At 43.9% G+C, this 19,651-nt stretch carries 15 protein-coding genes; 9 read left to right on the top strand and 6 right to left on the bottom strand.

The annotated features are described in order from the left end of the window. Window positions 1-13: 13 nt before the first annotated feature. Window positions 14-1,213 carry a DUF2252 domain-containing protein gene (locus tag GGD38_RS04340; RefSeq protein ID WP_375299246.1) on the bottom strand — a complete coding sequence of 400 codons (1,200 nt, stop codon included), beginning with the start codon at window positions 1,211-1,213 and terminating at the stop codon, window positions 14-16. Window positions 1,214-1,302: 89 nt separating this feature from the next. On the opposite strand from GGD38_RS04340, the gene GGD38_RS04335 reads away from it, so the two are divergent. The 6 genes from GGD38_RS04335 (at window position 1,303) to GGD38_RS04310 (ending at window position 6,984) form a co-directional block, all read left to right on the top strand. Beyond that, window positions 1,303-1,566, top strand: coding sequence for a hypothetical protein (locus tag GGD38_RS04335; RefSeq protein ID WP_375299247.1), 264 nt, complete (start codon window positions 1,303-1,305; stop codon window positions 1,564-1,566). Between the two features lie 110 nt (window positions 1,567-1,676). Next, window positions 1,677-2,243 carry a Crp/Fnr family transcriptional regulator gene (locus tag GGD38_RS04330; RefSeq protein ID WP_375299248.1) on the top strand — a complete coding sequence of 189 codons (567 nt, stop codon included), beginning with the start codon at window positions 1,677-1,679 and terminating at the stop codon, window positions 2,241-2,243. Between the two features lie 84 nt (window positions 2,244-2,327). After that, on the top strand, window positions 2,328-3,326 hold the full coding sequence (locus GGD38_RS04325; RefSeq protein ID WP_375299249.1) for an aldo/keto reductase: 999 nt from the start codon (window positions 2,328-2,330) through the stop codon (window positions 3,324-3,326). Between the two features lie 87 nt (window positions 3,327-3,413). Continuing rightward, window positions 3,414-4,112 carry a hypothetical protein gene (locus GGD38_RS04320; protein ID WP_375299250.1) on the top strand — a complete coding sequence of 233 codons (699 nt, stop codon included), beginning with the start codon at window positions 3,414-3,416 and terminating at the stop codon, window positions 4,110-4,112. Between the two features lie 56 nt (window positions 4,113-4,168). Further along, window positions 4,169-4,807 (top strand): DUF1080 domain-containing protein, encoded by a 639-nt coding sequence (locus GGD38_RS04315; protein WP_375299251.1) that lies wholly within the window; start codon window positions 4,169-4,171, stop codon window positions 4,805-4,807. A gap of 638 nt (window positions 4,808-5,445) precedes the next feature. Then, the gene (locus GGD38_RS04310) at window positions 5,446-6,984 is read left to right on the top strand and encodes a glycoside hydrolase family 10 protein (protein WP_375299252.1); all 1,539 of its coding nucleotides are present in this window, start codon (window positions 5,446-5,448) and stop codon (window positions 6,982-6,984) included. A gap of 167 nt (window positions 6,985-7,151) precedes the next feature. On the opposite strand, the gene GGD38_RS04305 is transcribed toward GGD38_RS04310, so the two are convergent. Next, window positions 7,152-7,781, bottom strand: coding sequence for a hypothetical protein (locus tag GGD38_RS04305; protein ID WP_375299253.1), 630 nt, complete (start codon window positions 7,779-7,781; stop codon window positions 7,152-7,154). 654 nt (window positions 7,782-8,435) lie between these two features. Next, window positions 8,436-11,753: a maltose alpha-D-glucosyltransferase gene (treS, locus tag GGD38_RS04300; RefSeq protein WP_375299254.1), complete on the bottom strand. Its 3,318-nt coding sequence runs from the start codon at window positions 11,751-11,753 to the stop codon at window positions 8,436-8,438. A 439-nt stretch (window positions 11,754-12,192) separates the two neighbouring features. Here treS and GGD38_RS04295 point away from each other — a divergent pair, with 439 nt between their 5' ends. Continuing rightward, window positions 12,193-12,420: a hypothetical protein gene (locus GGD38_RS04295; RefSeq protein WP_375299255.1), complete on the top strand. Its 228-nt coding sequence runs from the start codon at window positions 12,193-12,195 to the stop codon at window positions 12,418-12,420. Window position 12,421: 1 nt separating this feature from the next. Here GGD38_RS04295 and GGD38_RS04290 read toward each other — a convergent pair whose 3' ends face one another. Next, window positions 12,422-13,147 (bottom strand): hypothetical protein, encoded by a 726-nt coding sequence (locus GGD38_RS04290; RefSeq protein WP_375299256.1) that lies wholly within the window; start codon window positions 13,145-13,147, stop codon window positions 12,422-12,424. A 411-nt stretch (window positions 13,148-13,558) separates the two neighbouring features. On the opposite strand from GGD38_RS04290, the gene GGD38_RS04285 reads away from it, so the two are divergent. Then, window positions 13,559-14,047, top strand: coding sequence for a YbhB/YbcL family Raf kinase inhibitor-like protein (locus GGD38_RS04285; protein WP_375299257.1), 489 nt, complete (start codon window positions 13,559-13,561; stop codon window positions 14,045-14,047). A gap of 337 nt (window positions 14,048-14,384) precedes the next feature. On the opposite strand, the gene GGD38_RS04280 is transcribed toward GGD38_RS04285, so the two are convergent. Both GGD38_RS04280 and fdhD read right to left on the bottom strand, forming a co-directional pair. Further along, window positions 14,385-16,688, bottom strand: coding sequence for an FdhF/YdeP family oxidoreductase (locus tag GGD38_RS04280; RefSeq protein ID WP_375299258.1), 2,304 nt, complete (start codon window positions 16,686-16,688; stop codon window positions 14,385-14,387). A 62-nt stretch (window positions 16,689-16,750) separates the two neighbouring features. Beyond that, on the bottom strand, window positions 16,751-17,569 hold the full coding sequence (fdhD, locus tag GGD38_RS04275) for a formate dehydrogenase accessory sulfurtransferase FdhD (protein WP_375299259.1): 819 nt from the start codon (window positions 17,567-17,569) through the stop codon (window positions 16,751-16,753). Window positions 17,570-18,064: 495 nt separating this feature from the next. Between fdhD and GGD38_RS04270 the strand changes: the two genes are divergently transcribed. Further along, entirely contained in the window at window positions 18,065-19,606 is a 1,542-nt protein-coding gene (locus tag GGD38_RS04270; protein WP_375299260.1) for an alpha-N-arabinofuranosidase, read from the top strand. Window positions 19,607-19,651 lie beyond the last annotated feature (45 nt).

Below are 19,651 nucleotides of genomic sequence, written 5' to 3'. Positions count from 1 at the left end.
AGCCTTACTATTTTTATTTAAAGAATCCCGCACGGTAAGCCTCCAGGTAAAGCTGATGATCAGTTTTTACCTGGCTGGCATATTGTAAGGCATAATTGATGATAGGTTCTACCCACGAACCATTCCGCCCAAATTCAATCAACTCATCGGAGACAGCAGCCCCCTGCCGGCCCGAACTTCTTAAATGGGCCGAGGCTGCCACCAGGGCCATGTTACTCAATACATCTTCAATATGGTTGTACCTGTTTTCCAGTGCAGCAAAGTTTATTTTATCGGCCGTGGGCTGCATCTCTTTTAGTACGTATGATTCATTTTTAAATATGCCAACACCCAATAATGCGGGTGAAATGTTTTGCATTCGTTCCTGAATGGCCACTATGCGTTCAGCTTCTGATGACCATTGGGGTTGTTTAACAGATAGCTGTGATTGCAATACAGGTTGTTGGGCATGTTTCATATCGAGCAACAGGTATTTACGTTCACCGTTTACCCGTTCCAGTAAAAAAAGGTAACGCTTTTGGCCAATGCTGCCTGTACCGGCTAACCGAAACCCGGCATCTATTACCTGAAACTGGTGTTGATGCGCGCTGTTATGCATCCAGGTAAAAGCGAAGTCACATAAGGCCGATCTTAACGATCTGTCTAATTTGAAAAGCCGCTCGTTATCTATATAAAGAGCCAGTTGTCCGTCTTTTTTAATAGTGCGTTCTTTTACCAGTTCTTTTTGCCTGCGTTCGCTCACTTTTAGTAAAAAGCTGCGTACAATGCCGCTGGCGGTTTGCGGTTCAATATACCGGCTCCGGCCTTTGGCTAATACCGCTGAATATGTCTTAAGAAAGTGGAGCGCCATGTTTTTAGCCGCTGTATTGGTGGCGCCCATTACAACAAGCGCAACAACAATACTTGTTGCCATTCGGGTAAGGTCAAAGGCTACAGGGGCCAGCAGGGATTCATCAAAATCGTTGATGTCGAAGTAAACCAGCCTGTTATCACCTTTGTAACTGCCAAAATTCTCAATATGCAGATCACCGCAGATCCAGGCGAGCGGCGATGCAGGCAACGGGTTTACATGCAGCAGATCATCGTAAAATACATGGGCTGTGCCCCGGTAAAAGGTAAATGCATCTTTGGCCATTGCCCGGTATTTGAAGGCGGTATATTGGGGCTGGCGATTACTGTTAAATTGTTTTATTCGTTCGGCTACAGATGGCAATAGGTATTTTTTAATGGGTAGTTAACGCAGGTTTTGTGTGGTTTTTTGGGTTTACATTTGAATATTAAGTTAAACAAAAAGTAACAGTTATGAAAAAGATCCTGGTTATTCTTTGTATGTTATTTGCCTGTACAGGTATTGGCTTTGCCCAAACCGCGCCGGCTAAAAAAGATGTTGCTAAAAAAGAAACTAAAAAAGCACCGGCTAAAGATGCAACTGCCGGTCCCGTAAAAAAAGATGGAACGCCCGATATGCGTTACAAAAAGAATCAGGCTGCAGCCGATACTACTGTTAAGCACAAGAAAAAAGACGGAACCCCCGACAAACGGTTTAAAGAAAATAAGAAAAGTTAATGCCTGTGGTATAAAGTATGAACAGAAAGGCGCTCTAAATTATTGGGGCGCTTTTCTGCATTACAAACAAATGCCGGCCAACATTGTTATAAACCCACAATCAGCCACCCATGAGCAACATCCTGCGTAAACAAATAGAACAAATAGTACCATTAACCGATGAAGAATATGAGCTGGTGCTTTCGCATTTCTCATCCATAAAATTTAAAAAGCATCAGAATATCATCAGGGAAGGGGAGTATGTGCATAATGAATATTTTCTGCTCAGTGGCCTAATGAAAGCATCGCATATAAATCCCGAAGGCAAAGAGCACATTATTCAATTCGCCATGCAGGAATGGTGGATCACCGATCCCAAGGCTTATCATGATAAAACCCCTGCCAAATTGCAGGTTGATTGTCTTGAAGATTGCGATACCCTCTTTATTACTTTAGAGAACCGCGAAAAACTTTGCCGGGAACTGCGTAAGATGGAATACTTCTTTAGAAAGAAAACAACTGCTGATCTTATCGAACTTCAACATAGAACATTATGCCTTATAAGCGGTACAGCAAAAGACCGCTATGAAAACCTTCTAACCCAATACCCCGGGTTGTTTCAACGTGTTCCCAAATCCCTCATCGCATCTTACCTGGGTGTAACCCGCGAAACGCTTAGCCGCCTGACAGGCGCGTGATGTTTATCACACCAAATACGTGATATATGTCCTTTATAGCCTTTTGCCGGTTTGTGAGTTTTGTGATAACAAAATTCACAAAAAATGGAATACAGGAATTTAGGAAGATCAGGATTAAAAGTACCAGTATTAAGTTTAGGCACAGGCACCTTTGCCGGCACCAATGAATTCTTTAAGCGTTGGGGCGATACCGATGCCAAAGAAGCTTCGCGCCTCGTTGATATTTCACTGGAAAGAGGCATTAATTTTTTTGATACGGCCAATGTGTATTCACAGGGGGCATCAGAAGAAGTGTTGGGCCAAGTCATAAAGGGCCGGCGCAATAAAGTGATCATTGCTACTAAGGCAACATACAGCATGGGCGAACATCCCAACGATAGAGGCAGCAGCCGGTACCACCTTATAAAAGAAGCCGAAGACAGTTTGAAACGCCTGGGTACCGATTATATTGATGTGTTCTTTATGCATGGCCCCGATGATGAAACGCCCGTAGAAGAAACCCTGCGAACATTAGACTACCTGGTTACTAGCGGCAAGGTGCGGTATATTGGCGCTTCAAACTTTACTGCCTGGCAGCTGATGAAATCGCTGGCTGTTTCGGAAAGGAATAACCTGGAGAAGTACATTATTTACCAGGGATATTATTCGCTCATAGGGCGCGATTATGAGCAGGAATTGATGCCTATGTTGCAAGACCAGGGACTGGGCCTTATGGTTTGGAGCCCGCTGGGCTGGGGTAGGTTAACTGGCAAGATCAAACGTGATAGCCCATTGCCAGAGGGCAGAATAAAAGCGGGCGGACTGGTTGGTGCGCCCCCGGTAGCCGATGAACTTTTGTACAACGTAGTTGATGTGTTAGTACAAATAGCGGGAGAAACAGGTAAAACCGTTTCGCAGATCGCCATCAACTGGCTGCTGCAAAATAAAACGGTATCAAATATTGTAATAGGCGCCCGTAATGAAAAACAATTGTTGGAGAATATTGAAGCCACAGGCTGGAACTTATTGCCTGAGCACTTATTGAAACTGGATGCAGTAAGCGAACAGGTGCCTATTTATCCGCATTGGGTTGGAAAACGCTAGGCTATTTTTTTTATAACCGGTTAATGCAATTTTAATTGATATTTTTGGTTTTATTTTTGTTAGTTCAGAAAAGAAACAATATCTATTATGAAGAAAGTCTTACTTGTTATTTGTTTATTAGTTGCATTTACCGGTTATAATTTTGCGCAAAATCCCCACGCTAAAAAAGAAGTAGCTAAAAATCAGGGTGCTTTTAAAAAGAACCAGGCGCCGGCTGGCGATACTACAAAACGTTGGAAAAAAGATGGCGCAGGCGATAAGAAATGGAAAAATAACGGGGCTGCCGGTGATACTGCAAAACATTGGAAGAAAGATGGTGCAGCTGATAAGAAATGGAAAGGCAATGCTGCTGCCGGTGACACTGCAAAGCATTGGAAAAAAGACGGCGGGGCCGACAAAAAATGGAAAGCCAATGCAGCTGCCGGCGACACTGCAAAACGTTGGAAGAAAGACGGTGCAGTTGAAAAGAAATGGAAAGCAAATGCCGTCGCCGGTGATACCGCAAAGCATTGGAAAAAAGACGGTGCAGCCGACAAGAAATGGAAAGGCAATCCTGCTCCGGCTGGCGACACTACCAAGCGTTGGAAAAAAGATGGCGAACCCAAAAAATGGAAAGCTAATGCAGCTCCGGCCGGCGATACCACAAAACGCTGGAAGAAAGATGTAGCTGCTGATAACAAACGTTGGAAAGCCAACCAGGCACCTGCCGGTGATACTACAAAACGTTTGAAAAAAGATGGTATACCCGACAAGCGCTTTAAAGAAAATAAAAAGAAAGCCGCTTAAAAAATGATTGACTGTACTGCATTTGCTAAACACCTACCTTCATGCAAATGAAAAGCATGAAAAAGTTATCATACCTGTTAACAATAGCAGCCTGTATGCTGGGTGGTGTAGCAGTTGCACAAAAAAAGTCAAAGGGATTTGTATCGCTGTTCGACGGCAAAACGCTTAATGACTGGAAGGTGGGCGATAATGCAGCATCTTTTACTGTAGATAGCGGAATGATCATAGCCCATGGTGATGTAGCACACCTTTTTTACGATGGCAAGGTAGGTGATCATAACTTCACCAATTTCCATTTTAAAGCTGAGGTAAAAACAACACCCGGCTCCAATTCAGGCATTTATTTTCATACCGCTTTTCAGCAGGGCGGCTGGCCTTCGAAAGGCTATGAAGTTCAGGTGAACAACTCACATACCGACTGGCGCCGTACAGGCAGCCTGTATGCGGTGCAGGATGTAAAAGAGGTTTTTGTAAAAGATAATGAGTGGTACACCGAAGAGATCATTGTACAGGGTAAAAAGGTGACCACTAAAATTAACGGTAAAACAGTGGTTGAATATACCGAGCCTGATAATGTAAAACGTAGCGATGATATGAAAGGCCGCGTACTTTCAAGTGGCACGTTCGCTTTACAGGGGCACGATCCCAATAGTAAAGTGTATTACAGGAACATCCAGGTGAAGATATTGCCTTAATAAAGGGCTCAATCTCAATGTAAAACGCTCAGCACGTGACTCGTGTTGGGCGTTTTGCGTTAATGATTTGGCAGCAAAACAAAAAAGTGTGTTGCACAGCAGTCTTGCTGCGTAACTATGTTCTTCTGGTGCGTGATTACAGCCAACTGGTGCTAACCTCTCAGCTAAAGTGCATGATCCCGTTCATCAGGTGCTACGCTTCCTGCTATAAGTGTCACACTGTTGTGAACAACTGCAGCACTTAATAATAAAATCACGCAGCAAAACAGGTAAGTGTCGCAGCAAAACACCTTTGTGCCGCACCAATGAAGTGGAGCTGCGCACTTATGCCATAAAGTTGCGCAGCAGGTGTCTAAAGTGTTGCAGTAATGGGGCGGGTTACGCAGTTAGCAAGGGAAGTCACTCACCGGGGCAGAAAAGTCACCCACTGCCGTTGCAAAATGAGGCAGCAAGAGCTTCAAGTGTTGAAAAGAAGCATTCGGGTTACATATTTATACTCCTGCGTTTTTATGCACCCCTCGTTTAATATCCTTCATTGACCGTTTTGTATTGTATGTTCACCGTTTCGCATTGCGTGTTACACCTAATTGTTATATTTTTAGCGCTTCTGTAAATTAAAAAAGTACTTTTCTATTTCTATGGTTAATAGGTTTTTCCTGTTTGTGGCAAGCTGCCTGTTGGTAGTTACATTGTATTCATGTCGTCACTCAAAAAAAGTAACAGTTACAACAACAGCTGTTCCGCCAAAAGGAATTGTTGAGCCCGAAAGGCAGGGGCCAAAAGCGGCAACAGAGTTCAGGGCAGCATGGGTAGCAACAGTAGCCAATATTAACTGGCCGGGTAAAAGAGGTTCTTCAACAGAACAGCAAAAAAAGGAAGCCATTCAACTCCTCGATTTTTTAAAGGCGCATAATTTCAATGCCGTGATCTTCCAGGTACGGCCACAGGCCGATGCTTTGTATGAAAGCAAGCTGGAACCCTGGTCATACTTTCTTACCGGTAAACAAGGCAAAGCGCCATCACCTTTTTATGATCCTTTACAATTTTGGATTGAAGCCGCGCACGATCGCGGGCTCGAACTGCATGTATGGTTAAACCCATACAGGGCACATTCGCCTGCCGGCGGTGAAGTGTCGGAAAACTCGATGGTGAAAAAAAGAAGTGACCTTGTAGTGAAATTAAAAGACGGTCACTGGTGGTTCGATCCATCATTAAAAGGCACCAGCGAACATGCCAATGCAGTAGTGATGGATATTGTTAAACGATACGATATAGATGGAGTGCATTTTGATGATTATTTCTATCCGTATCCTTCATATAACGGTAATGCAGATTTCCCCGATTCGGCAAGCTGGACTGCTTATGTTAGCAGTGGTGGTAACCTTAGCCGGGGCGACTGGCGCCGCAACAGCGTAAATGAACTTATTCAACAGGTATATACAAACATTAAGGCCGAGAAGCCACATGTGAAATTCGGATTGAGTCCCTTTGGCACCTGGCGACCCGGGTATCCTTCCATTGCAGAAGGGCTCGATCAGTACAATCAATTGTACGCCGATGCACGCCTTTGGTTGAATCAGGGCTGGATAGATTATTTTACGCCTCAATTATACTGGAAAATAAATAGTTCAACCCTCAGCTTTCCTATTTTACTTGGCTGGTGGATAAATGAAAATAAAATGGACCGCCATTTATGGCCGGGTATAAGTGTTGGTGGCGATACAACTGCCACAAATGCAACAGAAGTAGTAAACCAGATCATGATCAGCAGAGGCATGTTGCCTAAAAGCAATGGCGATGTACATTGGAGTATTGGTTCGCTTATAAAGGATGCAACCCTGGCTAAAGCTGTTATCAATGGGCCGTATAAAAAACAGGCCCTGGTGCCTTCCAGCACCTGGCTTGATAAAGAGGCGCCCGAACCGCCCCACATTACTGCTGTAACTGTAGATGACTCTTTAAGAATTAATTGGACACACCCCAATGAAAGCGACGTGTTTCATTATGTAGTATATTATCAGTATGCCGATAAATGGAATTACATTATCCTCAATCGTAATGATCGCACTTTGTCATTAGGTCTTGCTTCAGGAAAGAATAAGTTAAATGGTATTGCTGTTACTGCCGTTGATCGTACTGGTAATGAGAGTGTGTTGGAGGTGAGTAGTAAGTGGTAGGTTGACGAGTTGACTAGTTGAAAAGTTGATAGAGGCGATAAAGTTGATAAAGGGCTGCCGCGCTTTGAGATTAATAACTGATCTTACGCCGCTCGAATTTTATTGCCGATTGCCGACGATTGCCGCCTCACGATTACAGAGGCGAGCTTCAAAATTGAACAGCCGTTTCACGTTTCACGATTCGCCGATTCACGGTCCTCCTGGGTCAGTTCTTTTAGTTTAGCAACTAATTCACTACTGACCCCATCAGGATGCGATTCAATAAACTCCTGTAACCGGAGATCGTTGTTCATGGCGAGATAGCAGGCAAAATTATCGGTGATGATCTCGTTGCTGTTTTCAGTAAGCAGTTTGTCGATGAATTTTTTGTTATCAGCTATATCAAGCTGCTCGGCAATGTACTTATCGATCTTTAAAATAAGGTCGAGAAAGAAATCAACGGTGGCGCCATAAATATTCTGAAAACGGAAATCGTATTTGGTAGGTCCGTAAATATATTCATTGCGACCGGTCTTATTTGTTTTGATCCATTTTTTTAATTTTTTGGAACCAACGTAGGGCAGTATTTCCAACCCAACGCTACTGCCCGCCATATTGCTACGGCTGCTCCAAAAATTGATCTCTACAAAAAGGTCGCGCGATTCAATTTTAACCTTAGGACGGCTTCTGGTGTACTTATAACCTTTCTGTTGGTAATAGTAACCAATGGCCTGACAAAATTCATCGAAGATCTCACCAGGCGGGGTGGTTTCATTTTGATTTGTAAGGATGCTATTTTCAGTCCAGAATGTTGTCATAAACTAACCGGAACCGTTTTGATTTCGATAGTAATTTACCGATTATTATTACTTCAATTGTACTTGTAACGATTTTAGTGCGCCGCTTGTTCACAAGAAAATGCAATTGAGTGATGATTAAGCAGATACAAATTAAATAAGTAGCACGATATTGATTGAGATCATTCAAAAATGTGCCGCCGGGGAATAATTTTTTGGGGTATGATGACGGTCATTGTTTCTGCTTTATACAAATAGTAAATTTATATCAGATTAATCAAAAGGCGATCGGTTAAGCAGGAAGATAGAAAAACTGTTTCAAATTGTTTGTAAAGAGGCAAGAACGGGAGCAGAAAACTATATTCCGGAAAGCAGAATAAATCTGTTATCTTAACCCGAAAACCTGAATTTGGTTAAGCAAACGCTGATAGCATAAAGCAAGCTACCAACGTTAGACGGGGGCGGTTCGTTAAGACGAACCGCTCTTTTTTTTCACACACCGCCTGCGGCGGGTGTGAAAAAAAAGAATGACGAATGTTGAATTACGAATGTAAAATGAAGAAGTAATTGAGCGGCCCCTTTCACGTTTCATCCGCCAGCTGGCGGACCGTTTCACGATAGCGGCCATAAACTTCGGCAACCATTGCCGATTCACGATTGACGATTGCCGGCATCCTACTTAATAATAATCTTAATCGTCCTCATAGGCACCACAATAGAATTAATGTTGTTATTCAACGCATGATTCAGATCATTCAACGATTTCTCCAATAAGAACGTTTGGATCATTACCCTGAAATCGCTTCTGTCAGTTGGAACAAACTGGCTGCCTGCTACCGCATCGAGATATGCCTTCATAAAAAAGCCACCCATATAATGCGCCCACAACCTTAAAAAAGGCGTATACTTCGGTCGGTTCTCATCCAAAATATGATGGTTCTCCTGAAATCCTTCATATGCAGCATTATGCAGCGAGCGCAGCATGGTGGCTACATCATGCAGGGGCGATCTTTTCAACCGCCTTTCACTGTACGGCCGCAACGGATCGCCACCATAACCCTGAATGGCAATGTCCTTCCCTGTTAGCAATACCTGGCTTAAGGTATAAAACCCATGGATCCTTATTTTTAGTACATCCAGCTTTTTGGTGTAGATCTTTTTAAATACGTTCAATACATCGTCACGATGTTTTAGTAATTCCTCTGCTTCTGCCTGCAGTTCCTGTGGCAATTTGTTAAGGCTCCTTTTCAGGTTCTGAAATACTTCCCGTACCAGCGATACCATGGCCGAAAACAGGGAACGTTGATAGTGGAGTGAAAATTCTTCTGGTTTAAAATCCTTGATCTCTTTACCCGCTGCCAGCGCCAAATGCATTTGTCCGGTTCGGGTGCCTATCAGCTTTGCCTGTTCGGCTGCACGGCTTCCTAATAAATCTTTAAGTTCATTGGGCAACTCTTCAAAAGACGCTGGTTCGGTAAGGCTGCCCTGCATTTCCCAGGTGGGCAGGTTATCCTGGTTCAACGCCAGAATTCTTTCAATGTAATTGTACACGCGTTCCTTCATATAACTGTAGCCGCTGCCGTGGTTTTCAACCATTACCTGTAACATGCCTGTGGTGATCATGCCTTTGTCGGTGCTCCATTCAATAGCGCCCAAAAAGGCGGGTACATATTCATATTTTACCGTTTCGCTAAGGAAATGGGTTATTTCTGTATCGGGATTTACAAAATAATCAACCCGCCGGTAAATGGTCAAAAAGAAATTGTTATCATATGTAATGGAACCATTGTACCGGTCACCCTCAAACTTTTTTGATTTTATGTCTTCGTGTTGTGCCGCGTAATTGGTCAATGCACTGTTGTTATGAAACCATATGAGGTTATTGTCGCCATCGGTAAGTGATTCATTGCGCACCAGGTTATGTAAAAGCCATTGTTGAAAAGTGGTTACGAACAATGCATCGCACAAAATACCTTCCTGCTCACCCATATGAATATAGGCAATAATGGATTGCGGAAAACTATTTGCCAGTTTGCGGGCAACCGGGTCTTGTGCAAAAGTTACCATCAGTTGGTACATTTCGGGCAGTCCGCTTTCATAGGTTACTTCAATCAGTAATATTAAGGCGTTCGCCGTTGAATCAACGTGAACATAATTTATGACCTCCATATTGTGCACCTGACGCGCCCGGCCGGTAAACCATTTGCATTGTTTAAGATAGCCGGGTAGTACGGCATTCTCCAGCTCGGCCCTGGTTGATTTATTTGCAACAACATCCTGCAGTTTATTTACCGTCAACAACGGAATAGCCTTCTTATCATCAATTTCAGGATGCGCTTTTTCGAGCGAGAACCATAACCATGTATGCGGACCAAGCGTAAAGAAATAGGTTTCGGCCTTACCTACAGCCGGGAATTTATTCCTGCTCATCAGTTCTATCAACGCATAGCCTTTATAACCTTCCAGCGGCACTTCCGATACCTGTGCAAACTTCGACAGGTTTACAACGATCAACAGCGTTTCTTCTTCATACCTGCGTAAAAAGGCCAGCACTTTCGGGTTGTCGACATTTAAAAAAGTAAGATCGCCACGGCCAAATGCTTTGTGTTTCTTTCGCATGTTTATCATGCGTTTCATAAACCAGAAAAGCGATGAGGTATTACGGCGCTGCATTTCTACATTCACCGACTCGTAATGATATTCAGGATCGAGTATTAGCGGCAGATATAGTTGGTGCGGGTTGGCATGTGAGAACCCGGCATTACGGTCGGGCGACCATTGCATAGGGGTACGTACGCCGTCGCGGTCACCTAAATAAAAATTATCGCCCATGCCAATTTCATCGCCGTAATAAATTACAGGTGTGCCGGGCAGTGAGAACAACAGCGAATTGAGCAGCTCTATTTTCTCGCGGTTATTTTCCATCAATGGCGCCAGCCGGTGACGAATACCGAGGTTTATACGCGCCTTGGGGTCCTTTGCATACACTTTGTACATATAGTCGCGCTCTTCATCGGTAACCATTTCAAGCGTAAGTTCATCATGGTTACGCAAAAAGATGGCCCATTGGCAGTTGGGTGGTATAGTAGGGGTTTGATCAAAAATATCGGTAATAGGGTAGCGGTCTTCCATTTGTAATGCCATGAACATGCGGGGCATTACAGGGAAGTGATAGTTCATATGGCATTCATCACCGTCGCCAAAATACGAAGCTGAATCTTCGGGCCACATATTGGCTTCGGCCAGTAGAACGGTGCCGGGAAACTTCTCGTCTACATGCGCGCGTAAGCGTTTCAGAAAGGCATGCGTTTCGGGCAGGTTCTCGCCATTGGTGCTTTCGCGTTCGTACAAATACGGCACGGCATCGAGCCTGAAACCATCAACCCCCATTTTACACCAGAAATCAATGATGTTGAATACTTCTTTTTGCACCTGTGGGTTGTCGTAATTGAGATCGGGCTGGTGGTGAAAAAAGCGGTGCCAGTAATATTGTTGCGCAACGGGGTCCCAGGTCCAGTTGCTGGCTTCAAAGTCCTGAAATATGATGCGTACGTCTTTATATTGAGTAGGGTCGTCGGTCCATACATAGAAATTTCTTTCGGGTGACCCTTTTGGGGCATTACGGGCCCGTTGAAACCAGGGATGCTGGTCAGAGGTATGGTTTATGACCAGCTCGGTAATGATCTTCAGGTTGCGCTGATGGGCCTCATCGAGCAGTGTTTTCAGCTGCGCAATATTGCCATAGGTTGGGTTTATTTTATAATAGTCGGCAATATCGTAGCCATCATCGCGCAGGGGCGAGGGGTAAAAGGGCAATAGCCAAATGGTATTTACACCCAGTTCCTGCAGGTAATCGAGTTTTTCGAGCAGGCCGCCAAAGTCACCAATACCATCGCCATTGCTGTCGCAAAATGCTTTTATATGCAGTTCGTAAATAATGGCGTCTTTATACCAATGCAGCTTATCGTTGAAAATGTGTTTTTTATTTTCCATATACCCCGGGTTGTGTGTAACCAATATCTCACATAATTATTATGCCAGATTGGGGTTAGAAGGCGTGCTGCGGAGTAGTTTTGATTAATATCAAATGTGTGTTAATTTTTTTCGCCGTGTATACCTGAAAGTTGTAAATTAGCCCACCCTTTACAAATGAGCATATAGTAGAGGTGTCTATAATATATTGGAAAGGCATTCTGATTGGTAAGCCGAGCCGTTATTGGCAAAACTTGCACGTTTGGTTTTTACACCAGGCGGGTATTAAATGAATCATGGTATGGCCTTTATTCCACAAATCTCCGTTACTGCTCAAAAAACTAAAGTTACCAGAACACATGTAAGGTCTAAAGCACTTCCCTGTTTCAGTAAGATACAGGACGAAACCAGGCCATTTTTTATACAATGGCATATTAGTGCAATAGATGTTTCCAGAATTATGTCAATAAGTTATGACGACGCGCGGCAGAAGATGCAGCAAATGCGTAGTTATTATGGTAAGCAACAACGTGCGCTTATTACCATAGAAGAATTTTGTACATATACCAATATTGAGAAAAGTTATGTGCACATGCATGTGGTATCGCGCAAAATGGAAATTGAGATGATCAAAACGCTCAGGATCTCAAACTTAAAGGAACTGAGAACAGTTAACTGTGAATTATGAACTAGTTGAACAACATTTGTGATTCACGGCTTTGCAGTGAAGTTTCCCACTCCAACAACATATCAAGCGTTGCTTCTATATTGATGATCATTTTTTCTGTGCAGGTGATCAGGGTATCGAGGTAATAAGATACGTGCGACATAACCGTAACGCGGTTCTTATTTTCTGTCTGCTCCGATTCTTTTTGAAGCAACAGATGAAAGTACTGATAGTACTCGCCCACCTGGTACAGGAAGTCTTCAATAATACGGTGCATGGTAGCCACTTCTTCACTGTCAACCGACTGGTTAACGGCAAAGCTGGTTTCATTAAAATAGCAGGCATTTAAATTACCCATTAATAATTCCTGTCCATTCATGTCGTACTCATCCAACAACTCCTGGAAGGACGTGAGCAATTCAATTAGGTGTTTATAGTATTGCGCAGTGAAAGGTTCCGCACTGGCGTGGTTGCTTAGTTCCTGATGGGTGTCTTTTACAAAAGCTGTTAAGCGGGCTGCATCTCTTATATCATTTAAGGTAAGCTTTGTAAGAAGGCGGTGAATGATGGCGTTATCAAACAATTGTTCGTTAAGCGATTTACCTAAGGCATTTACTTCTGTATCGTTCATGCGGCTGTAGGTGCTTAAAACGAGCTGTTGAACCGGTTTTTCTTCAGCACAGAATGTCACGGGTTGTTCCTGTCTGAATTGCTTAGTGAAGCTTGCATTGAAAGGATAGCTGGACATAACAGTGATTTTTTTAGTGAAGAGAAGTAAACCACATCACAATAATACAACTGCTGCACTGCGGTTTGCAAGTATATCAACTTGTAATCCATCTGATTACTGGTTAAAGTACATGCTCCTAATCATTATTATGTATGACGTAGGGGTTATGGGTAGGTTTAATGGAGGGAACCGACTGAACTTTGTTCGGGCGGGCGGGCATTTGTGTATATATAACGGTTAAAAGGGAAAAGTTATTGAATGAAGCAGGTCAAATTGTTGTAGCTAATTGACTTATAGCAATGAATTACCCACTCGCCTTATTGCGGCCGTCACAACAATGTGTGATCATCGTCATTGTTAAAGTTTTGTAAGGACGTTACATTTGGTTATACGCTGAATTAAACACCAAACTATATCTAAAGTATAGCCATGAAATTTACCACCGCCGATATTTCAGCCCGACAAACCTTTCGCAACATTGCCGCTCTGCATATCAGCAGTACCGAGTTTGAGACCAACGGGTTTATTCCGCCGCGGTTTACCTGCGATGGGGCCAATGTTAATCCGCCGATAGATATTTATGATATTCCGCCCACGGCCAAAAGCCTGGCGCTTATAATGGATGACCCCGATGCGCCCATACGCGCCTGGGTGCACTGGCTGGCCTGGAACATTCCGGTGTCTTCGCACATAAAGGAGGATATATTATTTAAAGAGCAGGGAATCAATGATTTTAGAGAGAATAAATATGGAGGCCCCTGCCCGCCATACGGCATTCACCGCTATTATTTTAAGGTGTATGCGCTGGATGCGCCGCTTACGCTTTCACCCGATACCAACCGGAATACACTGGAGAAGGCGATGGAGGGACATGTGTTGGCATATGGGGAGTTGGTGGGTCGCTATAAAAGAAGGTAAATTAACTAGTTAAATAAATGGTTTAGTAGTACTAAGTTTTAGGGTTATGGAAGGTTAGTTTTACAGGGTTCACCTTCAGGGTTGCGGGGAGACTGGTTTAATAGGTTTAAACTGGTTTCTTCGCGGCCTTTTTTGGCTCGTTTATATGCAGGCTCGCTATCGTGAAACGTGAAACGGCAAACGTGAAAGGGGCCTCCGAATTTCCAGACTCGCTTTTCGTGAATCGGCAATGGTGAGCGGCAACAGCTCGGCCAATACTTTTGAATCCCGAAAAGAACTGTGAACTATGAACTGAATAACTGAACAACTTCTAACCTACATTCTCATAAGTTACCAGCTAAACAGAAGCCTTCTTAACAGTAACAACTACAGCTTTTGAAACAGGCGTGTTACTTTTTTTGGCCACACTATTCACAGGAACTAACACATTGGCTTCTGGAAAATAGGTGGCCGTACATTTAACCGGAATAGGGTAGGGCACAACAATAAATTTATGGGCTACCCGCTCAACCCCGCCATGATGATTGTAAATGTCTACCACATCTCCCTGCTTTAGTTCACGCTCATTCATATCCTGCTGGTTCATGAGTATTACCCGCCGTTCTTTATAAATACCACGGTAACGATCGTTCAAACCATAAATAGTGGTGTTGAACTGGTCGTGGCTGCGAATGGTCATCATCAATAATTCATTAGCGTGCAATTTTATGGTAGTGATGGGCGCAATATTGAAATGCGCTTTTTTACTTACCGTATTGAATGAACCTTCGCGGTTACAATTAGGCAAATAAAAACCGCCTGGTTCGCGAACCCGTTTATTGTAATCGCTAAACCCGGCAATAGTGCGCTCAATATCGGTACGTATATGATCGTAGTGTTGTAAATATTTATCCCAGTTTACCTGGCTGCTATTACCCAGGGTGGCTTTGGCCAACCGGCAAACGATCACCGGTTCGCTTAACAACTGGTCCGATACGGGTTGCAAAACCCCTTTCGATAATTGAATTACGCCCATGGAGTTTTCGCACGATACAATTTGTTCTTCGCCATTAAGCATGTCTTTATCGCTACGGCCCAGACAGGGAAGAATAAGCGCTTCTTTACCATGCACCAGGTGACTGCGGTTAAGCTTGGTTGATACATGTACGGTTAACGAACATTTACTTAATGCTGTAGCTGTGTAATTGGTATCGGGTGTGGCCGATAAAAAGTTTCCACCCATGGCAATAAACACCGTTGCTTTGCCGCCATGCATGGCTTTAATGGCTTCTACCACATCGTACCCATGATGTTGCGGTGGCTGAAAATTAAAATTGCCGGCTATATTGTTCAGGAACTGCTGACTGGGTTTTTCATATATTCCCATGGTACGGTCGCCCTGTACATTGCTATGCCCACGTACGGGGCAGGTGCCTGCGCCCGGTTTACCAATGCTGCCTTTCAGCAACAACAGGTTCACAATTTCTTTAATGGTATCAACGGCGTTCACATGCTGTGTAAGCCCCATAGCCCAACAGGCAATAATGCGGGTTTTGTTCTTTAACAGCTCTGCTACTTCCGTTATTTGGGCAATAGAAATGCCGCAAGCTTGTGATAAATGTTCCAGGTTCTGCTGTTGCAGATCGCTGATGTATTCGTGGAAGCCTTCGGTATTTTGCTTTATAAATTCATAGTCGAGCACTTTACCGGGTTGCTGTTGTTCGTATTGCCATAACAGGTAGGCAATGGCTTTTATTAACGCCATATCGCCGTTAATGGTTATGGGCAGAAAGATATCGGTAAGATGCGTATCCATTCCCAACAAGCCTTTAAGCTGTTGTGGATTGTTGAAACCCATAAGTCCGCTTTCGGGTAATGGGTTCACTGCAATGATGCGGGCGCCGTTGGCTTTTGCTTTTTGCAAAGCGGTTAACATACGGGGATGATTGGTGCCGGGGTTTTGACCCAGTATGATGATCACCTCAGTTTCATAAAAATCTTCCAGCTTTACCGAACCTTTGCCAATACCCAGCGATTCGCCCAGGGCTACGCCACTGCTTTCATGACACATATTACTGCAATCGGGCAGGTTATTGGTACCATATTCACGTACAAAAAGTTGGTATAGAAACGCGGCTTCATTACTTGTTCTGCCCGAGGTATAAAAAATAGCTTCATCGGGGGACGACAGTTTATTTAATGCTGAACCTATTTTATGAAAGGCGTCGTCCCAGCTGATGGGTTGGTAATGGGTACCGCCGGCAGGTAAAAACATAGGCTGGGCAATACGGCCTTTGCGGCCAATTTCATAATCGGTAAGTGCGGCTAACTCCTGCACTGCATGTTGTGCAAAGAATTCGGTTGTTAATTTCTTTAAGGTAGCTTCTTCAGCAATGGCCTTAGCGCCGTTTTCGCAATACTCACCCAGTGATGAGCGATCATCATCAGGATCGGGCCAGGCGCAACCGGGACAATCGAAACCATCTTTTTTATTCATGTGGTTCAGGGCTTTAAAGCCGCGGGCAACACCGGCTTCGCCAACCACCTGTTTTACGGTTTCAATAATGGCTGGAATACCGGCTGCCGATTTCTTCACTTCACCCACCTGTAAACCGGTAAATTTTTCCGGGTTTTCAGCACCGGGAATATGATTGTCGCTCATTGTTTTTTTACTAAAAGTTGTTTTAAAAAACGGGCCTTTAATGTCTTAGGTCTACTTACTTCTCAAACTTTTATCCTGCCCGCCCCACTATACACATTAAATCTATCCGCTCTAAGAAACCCTATCAACGTAATATCATGCTCCGTGGCCAGCTCCACTGCCAAACTACTTGGCGCGCCTACAGCAGCAATAATGCGAATACCGGCCATTACGGCTTTTTGTATCAATTCAAAACCGGCCCGGCCGCTCAATAACAAAATATGTTGGTGCAGGGGGAGTAACCTGTTTTGCAATGCGACGCCAATTACTTTATCAACCGCATTATGGCGGCCCACATCTTCACGCAACAGCAGGCAATTACCCTGTACATCAAAAAGGGCGGCGGCATGCAAACCACCGGTAGTTTCAAAAACTACCTGTTGTTGCTGAATAGTGTTTTGCAAACCGTAAAATAAAGCGGGAGGCACTACCAGTTCCCCTGTTTGTTTGGCAAAAACCGATACCGTTTTAATGGCATCTATGCTGGTTTTACCACAAACGCCGCAGCTGGAAGTTGTGTAAGAGTTCCGTTCAGTTTGCTGCAATTTCGGCACCACTCCTTTAGCCAGGCCCACCAGCACGGTATTTTGCCGGGGTAGAATATGCTGTATTTGATCAATATGTTCAACAATGCCTTCGCTAAACAAAAAACCGGCAGCCAGTTCGGCATCATTGCCCGGGGTACGCATGGTAACGGAAATGTTTTTTTGCACAAACCCCGTGGCATCCTGCCAGGCCAGCTGTATCTCAAGCGGTTCTTCCACCGCCAGCTCATCATCCACCTCCATTTGCCCGTTGGCATTGATCTTTTTTATTCTAATATGGGCCACTGATTGTTGCATTGTGTAAAGTTAGTGAAAAGGCTAGTGGTAAGTGGTAAATGGCTAGTGGGCCAACAATCGGCAATCGGCAATCGGCAATCGGCAATCGGCAATCGGCAATCGGCAATCGGCAATCGGCAATAAAATTCAGGCGGCGCAAGATCAGTAATTAATCCCAAAGCGCGTCAGCTCTGTATTCCCACTAGCCACTCACTACTTCCCGCTTGCCTTTTTCTGCATTCCCTTTATCACCTTTATCAACTATATCACCTTTTCAACTACAACTAGTCAACTCGTTAACCAGTTAACTCGTCAACTATCCCCTTTTTGTAAAAAAAATATAAACGTAAAATTGACATATATGCCTATTTTACTTAGTTTCACGGTCCCAAAGGTTCCTCCAGAACCCATTTTTCTTTTTTAATAAAATTAACGATTACCATGCTGCCAGTTCTCGCTGTTGCTATAAACTACCAATTTGTTACATTTATTAATTATTCATCTTAAAGCTCTTACATGAAACGCTTTGCTTTGCTTTTTGCTTGTTCAACGCTGATCGCTGCTCGTTCGCTTGCCCAAAACAACCTTGTATTTAAAGTAGATGATGCAAAAACTACCATAAACAAGAATATTTATGGTCATTTTGCCGAGCATTTAGGCCATTGTGTGTATGGTGGCTTTTATGTGGGAGAAGGAAACACAACTATCCCCAATAGTAATGGGGTACGCAATGATGTTATAGATGCGCTCAAAAAATTAAAGATCGCCAATCTGCGCTGGCCCGGCGGTTGTTTTGCCGACACCTACCATTGGAAAGATGGTATTGGCCCCAAAGACAAACGTCCATCCATGGTGAATGCCTGGTGGGGTGGCGTTACCGAAGACAATAGCTTTGGTACACACGATTTTTTAAATATGTGTGAGCTTATTGGCACCGAACCCTACCTGGCGGGTAATGTGGGTAGTGGTACCGTACAGGAACTCATCGACTGGGTGCAATACGTAAGTTTTGAGGGCAAAAGCCCTATGAGCGACCTGCGCCGTCAAAACGGCCGCGAAAAACCCTGGAAGGTGAAGTTTTGGGGCGTTGGTAATGAGGCCTGGGGTTGCGGTGGCAATATGAAACCCGAGTATTACTCCGATGTATACCGTAAGTATGCTACGTTCATGACCGGCTGGTCGAACGAAACAAAGATCTTTCGCATAGCTTCGGGCGCCAATTCAAAAGATTATAACTGGACAGAAGTGCTTATGAAAAACATTCCGTTAAACATGTTAGGCGGTTTGGCATTGCATCACTATTCTGTTATAAACTGGAATAAAAAGGGACCGGCTGTTGATTTTAGTGAAGAGCAATATTTTGCTACCATGAAGCAGGCGCTGTTTATGGATTCGCTGGTGACAAAACATTCAGCCATCATGGACAAATACGATCCTAAAAAACAGGTAGCCCTGGTAGTGGATGAGTGGGGTGGCTGGTACGATGTAGAGGCTGGTACCAATCCCGGTTTCCTGTATCAGCAAAACACCATGCGCGACGCTATGATCGCCGGCGCTACACTTAACATTTTCCATAACCATGCCGACAGGGTGCGTATGGCCAACCTGGCGCAAACCATTAACGTGTTACAAGCGGTAATTTTAACCAAGGACGAAAAAATGATCCTGACGCCTACCTATCATGTAATGGAAATGTACAATGTACATCAGGATGCTAAACTGATCCCTCTTACCATCAAGAGCAACGATTATGTGTTTGGTAAAGAAAAATTACCGGCTGTTTCAGCTTCTGCCAGTAAAGATTCAACCGGACTGGTGCATATTTCATTGGTAAATATCGATCCCAAAGCCACGCAAGACATTTCAATTGACCTGCAGGGTGGTAATTTGAAAACCGTTACCGGCCGCATACTGGCAAGCGCCAAATTGCAGGACTATAACAGTTTTGAAACCCCTGCTAAAATAAAACCAGCTCCTTTCACCGGGGCTGCACTTAAAGGTAAATCGCTTAGTGTGAAAATGCCCCCATTCTCAGTAGTAGTGCTTGAGTTAAAATAGTGTGTTTAGCAGAAAAAAATACCAGATATTTGACAAATTTTCAAA

Origin of the sequence: Niastella sp. OAS944, from assembly GCA_024809215.1 — a bacterium.
Lineage (GTDB): Bacteria > Bacteroidota > Bacteroidia > Chitinophagales > Chitinophagaceae > Niastella.
Note: the sequence above shows the minus strand (reverse complement) of the source record. Positions and strands in the feature narration are given on the sequence as shown.

Excerpts from the sequence above, each read along its gene's own strand:
- GGD38_RS04335 (WP_375299247.1), top strand. The coding sequence starts at position 1,303 with ATGAAAAAGATCCTGGTTATTCTTTGTATGTTATTTGCCTGTACAGGT.
- GGD38_RS04330 (WP_375299248.1), top strand. The coding sequence starts at position 1,677 with ATGAGCAACATCCTGCGTAAACAAATAGAACAAATAGTACCATTAACC.
- GGD38_RS04325 (WP_375299249.1), top strand. The coding sequence starts at position 2,328 with ATGGAATACAGGAATTTAGGAAGATCAGGATTAAAAGTACCAGTATTA.
- GGD38_RS04320 (WP_375299250.1), top strand. The coding sequence starts at position 3,414 with ATGAAGAAAGTCTTACTTGTTATTTGTTTATTAGTTGCATTTACCGGT.
- GGD38_RS04315 (WP_375299251.1), top strand. The coding sequence starts at position 4,169 with ATGAAAAAGTTATCATACCTGTTAACAATAGCAGCCTGTATGCTGGGT.
- GGD38_RS04310 (WP_375299252.1), top strand. The coding sequence starts at position 5,446 with ATGGTTAATAGGTTTTTCCTGTTTGTGGCAAGCTGCCTGTTGGTAGTT.
- GGD38_RS04305 (WP_375299253.1), bottom strand. The coding sequence starts at position 7,781 with ATGACAACATTCTGGACTGAAAATAGCATCCTTACAAATCAAAATGAA.
- treS (WP_375299254.1), bottom strand. The coding sequence starts at position 11,753 with ATGGAAAATAAAAAACACATTTTCAACGATAAGCTGCATTGGTATAAA.
- GGD38_RS04295 (WP_375299255.1), top strand. The coding sequence starts at position 12,193 with ATGTCAATAAGTTATGACGACGCGCGGCAGAAGATGCAGCAAATGCGT.
- GGD38_RS04290 (WP_375299256.1), bottom strand. The coding sequence starts at position 13,147 with ATGTCCAGCTATCCTTTCAATGCAAGCTTCACTAAGCAATTCAGACAG.
- GGD38_RS04285 (WP_375299257.1), top strand. The coding sequence starts at position 13,559 with ATGAAATTTACCACCGCCGATATTTCAGCCCGACAAACCTTTCGCAAC.
- GGD38_RS04280 (WP_375299258.1), bottom strand. The coding sequence starts at position 16,688 with ATGAGCGACAATCATATTCCCGGTGCTGAAAACCCGGAAAAATTTACC.
- fdhD (WP_375299259.1), bottom strand. The coding sequence starts at position 17,569 with ATGCAACAATCAGTGGCCCATATTAGAATAAAAAAGATCAATGCCAAC.
- GGD38_RS04270 (WP_375299260.1), top strand. The coding sequence starts at position 18,065 with ATGAAACGCTTTGCTTTGCTTTTTGCTTGTTCAACGCTGATCGCTGCT.